The 3,298-nt window shown below is 55.1% G+C and carries 2 tRNA genes, 2 rRNA genes and 1 pseudogene; all 5 read left to right on the top strand.

Features of this window, described 5'->3' with window-relative positions:
* Positions 1-199, top strand: a pseudogene (locus tag BLT09_RS34750) (hypothetical protein); the annotation flags it as partial.
* Positions 200-398: 199 nt separating this feature from the next.
* A 16S ribosomal RNA gene (locus BLT09_RS33230) occupies positions 399-1,883 on the top strand.
* A 295-nt stretch (positions 1,884-2,178) separates the two neighbouring features.
* Positions 2,179-2,255: transfer RNA gene (locus tag BLT09_RS33235), tRNA-Ile, on the top strand.
* Between the two features lie 47 nt (positions 2,256-2,302).
* Positions 2,303-2,378, top strand: a tRNA-Ala gene (locus tag BLT09_RS33240).
* Positions 2,379-2,785: 407 nt separating this feature from the next.
* Positions 2,786-3,298, top strand: a 23S ribosomal RNA gene (locus tag BLT09_RS33245); the annotation flags it as partial.

The raw sequence follows: 3,298 nt of genomic DNA on the forward strand, positions 1-3,298 counted from the left end.
GAAATCGTTGTTGACACTTTGGATGGGCGCCGACTATATACGCCTCACCAACGAGGGCGGCGCGCCGCTGGCGACGAAGAAGTTCGCTTCTAGATCTGCCCTCTGCGAAATTCAAGAGAGCCGCGTGAGCGACACTCGAACGGCCCCGAGCCACAAGCGTACGGGCCACGACACCGCGTCTGCGATGTCTGTTCTTTGATAATTGAATATTGAAGAAAGAGAAACGTGGGCGGCAGAGTCCTGCTGAGCCTTTCATCCCGCCAGGGATGTTGGGTTCGAACGAGACTTTGGCGGACACGTTTTGAGAGAATAAGTCTACCAGGGCATGAAAGTGTCCAGGTGTGAATGTTCTCGTCAATTCAAAGCGTGACCAGATAAAGCCAAATCAAAGTCTTACTAAACTTGAGAGTTTGATCCTGGCTCAGAACGAACGCTGGCGGCAGGCTTAACACATGCAAGTCGAGCGCCCCGCAAGGGGAGCGGCAGACGGGTGAGTAACGCGTGGGAATCTACCCATCTCTACGGAACAACTCCGGGAAACTGGAGCTAATACCGTATACGTCCTTATGGAGAAAGATTTATCGGAGATGGATGAGCCCGCGTTGGATTAGCTAGTTGGTGGGGTAATGGCCTACCAAGGCGACGATCCATAGCTGGTCTGAGAGGATGATCAGCCACATTGGGACTGAGACACGGCCCAAACTCCTACGGGAGGCAGCAGTGGGGAATATTGGACAATGGGCGCAAGCCTGATCCAGCCATGCCGCGTGAGTGATGAAGGCCCTAGGGTTGTAAAGCTCTTTCAACGGTGAAGATAATGACGGTAACCGTAGAAGAAGCCCCGGCTAACTTCGTGCCAGCAGCCGCGGTAATACGAAGGGGGCTAGCGTTGTTCGGAATTACTGGGCGTAAAGCGCACGTAGGCGGATATTTAAGTCAGGGGTGAAATCCCGGGGCTCAACCCCGGAACTGCCTTTGATACTGGGTATCTCGAGTCCGAGAGAGGTGAGTGGAATTCCGAGTGTAGAGGTGAAATTCGTAGATATTCGGAGGAACACCAGTGGCGAAGGCGGCTCACTGGCTCGGTACTGACGCTGAGGTGCGAAAGCGTGGGGAGCAAACAGGATTAGATACCCTGGTAGTCCACGCCGTAAACGATGGAAGCTAGCCGTTGGCAAGTTTACTTGTCGGTGGCGCAGCTAACGCATTAAGCTTCCCGCCTGGGGAGTACGGTCGCAAGATTAAAACTCAAAGGAATTGACGGGGGCCCGCACAAGCGGTGGAGCATGTGGTTTAATTCGAAGCAACGCGCAGAACCTTACCAGCCCTTGACATCCCGGTCGCGGTCTCCAGAGATGGAGACCTTCAGTTCGGCTGGACCGGTGACAGGTGCTGCATGGCTGTCGTCAGCTCGTGTCGTGAGATGTTGGGTTAAGTCCCGCAACGAGCGCAACCCTCGCCCTTAGTTGCCAGCATTCAGTTGGGCACTCTAAGGGGACTGCCGGTGATAAGCCGAGAGGAAGGTGGGGATGACGTCAAGTCCTCATGGCCCTTACGGGCTGGGCTACACACGTGCTACAATGGTGGTGACAGTGGGCAGCGAGACCGCGAGGTCGAGCTAATCTCCAAAAGCCATCTCAGTTCGGATTGCACTCTGCAACTCGAGTGCATGAAGTTGGAATCGCTAGTAATCGCGGATCAGCATGCCGCGGTGAATACGTTCCCGGGCCTTGTACACACCGCCCGTCACACCATGGGAGTTGGTTTTACCCGAAGGCGCTGTGCTAACCGCAAGGAGGCAGGCGACCACGGTAGGGTCAGCGACTGGGGTGAAGTCGTAACAAGGTAGCCGTAGGGGAACCTGCGGCTGGATCACCTCCTTTCTAAGGATAAACCTCAATGGAAACGCTCACTCGTGGAGCCTCTGCCTTCTGGTTTACTTGGAACAAGACGGCAAGAGAGTCACTCTTACCGTCGTGCATACCTTAAGCGGGTCTGCCGCCTTCGTTTCTCTTTCTTCGCGAATGACTTTGATTGCGCTCGCGCGCCGTGTCGGCCTTTGGCCTGGCGCTCCGCGAGGGCGCGGCACGAGCCGCGACGGCCGCCGGTTTTAGTTGGATTTGGCGGCCTTGCGAGGCTCTGCCTCGAAAGCTGGCTACCATCTGCGCTTGGGGCTTAGGGCTTGTAGCTCAGTTGGTTAGAGCGCGCGCTTGATAAGCGTGAGGTCGGAGGTTCAAGTCCTCCCAGGCCCACCACTTCGCAATCCGCAAGGATTGTCGATCTTCCTCGACAAAAGGTATCAGGGGCCGTAGCTCAGCTGGGAGAGCGCCTGCTTTGCAAGCAGGATGTCGTCGGTTCGATCCCGTCCGGCTCCACCATTACCTTGGTGTTGAGTAGAGATGTGAAACCGGTTGCAAAAGTCATTCGTTTTAAGAGTTTGCGGCGAGCCTTCTTGGCTCTCCGCCTGTTCTGTTTGACATCGTAAAGAGAAGATTTGTTCGAACTTCATAGCCCGCAAGGGGTGTGATTTGTCGCGGGAGACGCTCAATCTCCCGCATATGATGGGTTTGCCTAACCGCACCCTCGAACCGATCTCGAGAAGCTGGTCTTTTTGTGCCAATGCCATCAGGCGACAATCCTGCACAGGATTTAGCTGAAGCGACGATCTCTTCGAGATCGCGCTGAGCGACGATCCTTTGGATCGCGCTGAGGCGACAATCCTTTGGGTTTGTGGCTGAAGCGACGATCCCTTCGGGATCGCGCGGTGGGTATTGGCAATGAGAACGATCAAGTGTCTTAAGGGCAATTGGTGGATGCCTTGGCATGCACAGGCGATGAAGGACGTGATACGCTGCGATAAGCTACGGGGAGGTGCGAATACCCTTTGATCCGTAGATTTCCGAATGGGGAAACCCACCTAAGGTGCTTGGAAAATCAGAGCAGCCAGTGGTCGAAAGGCCGACTGGCTGCTGTGGTTTCCAAGTATCTGTTATAGGTAACTTATCCTGAATACATAGGGATAAAGTGGCGAACGCGGGGAACTGAAACATCTAAGTACCCGTAGGAAAGGACATCAACCGAGACTCCGGCAGTAGTGGCGAGCGAACCCGGACCAGGCCAGTGGCGATGATGAGACAAGCGGAACCTTCTGGAAAGTAGGGCCATAGTGGGTGACAGCCCCGTACGCGTAATGCAAATCATCGTCCTCGAGTAAGGCGGGACACGTGAAATCCTGTCTGAAATTGGGGGGACCACCCTCCAAGCCTAAGTACTCGTGCATGACCGATAGCGAACTAGT

It is taken from the genome of Mesorhizobium muleiense (assembly GCF_900099905.1).
Lineage (GTDB): Bacteria > Pseudomonadota > Alphaproteobacteria > Rhizobiales > Rhizobiaceae > Mesorhizobium > Mesorhizobium muleiense.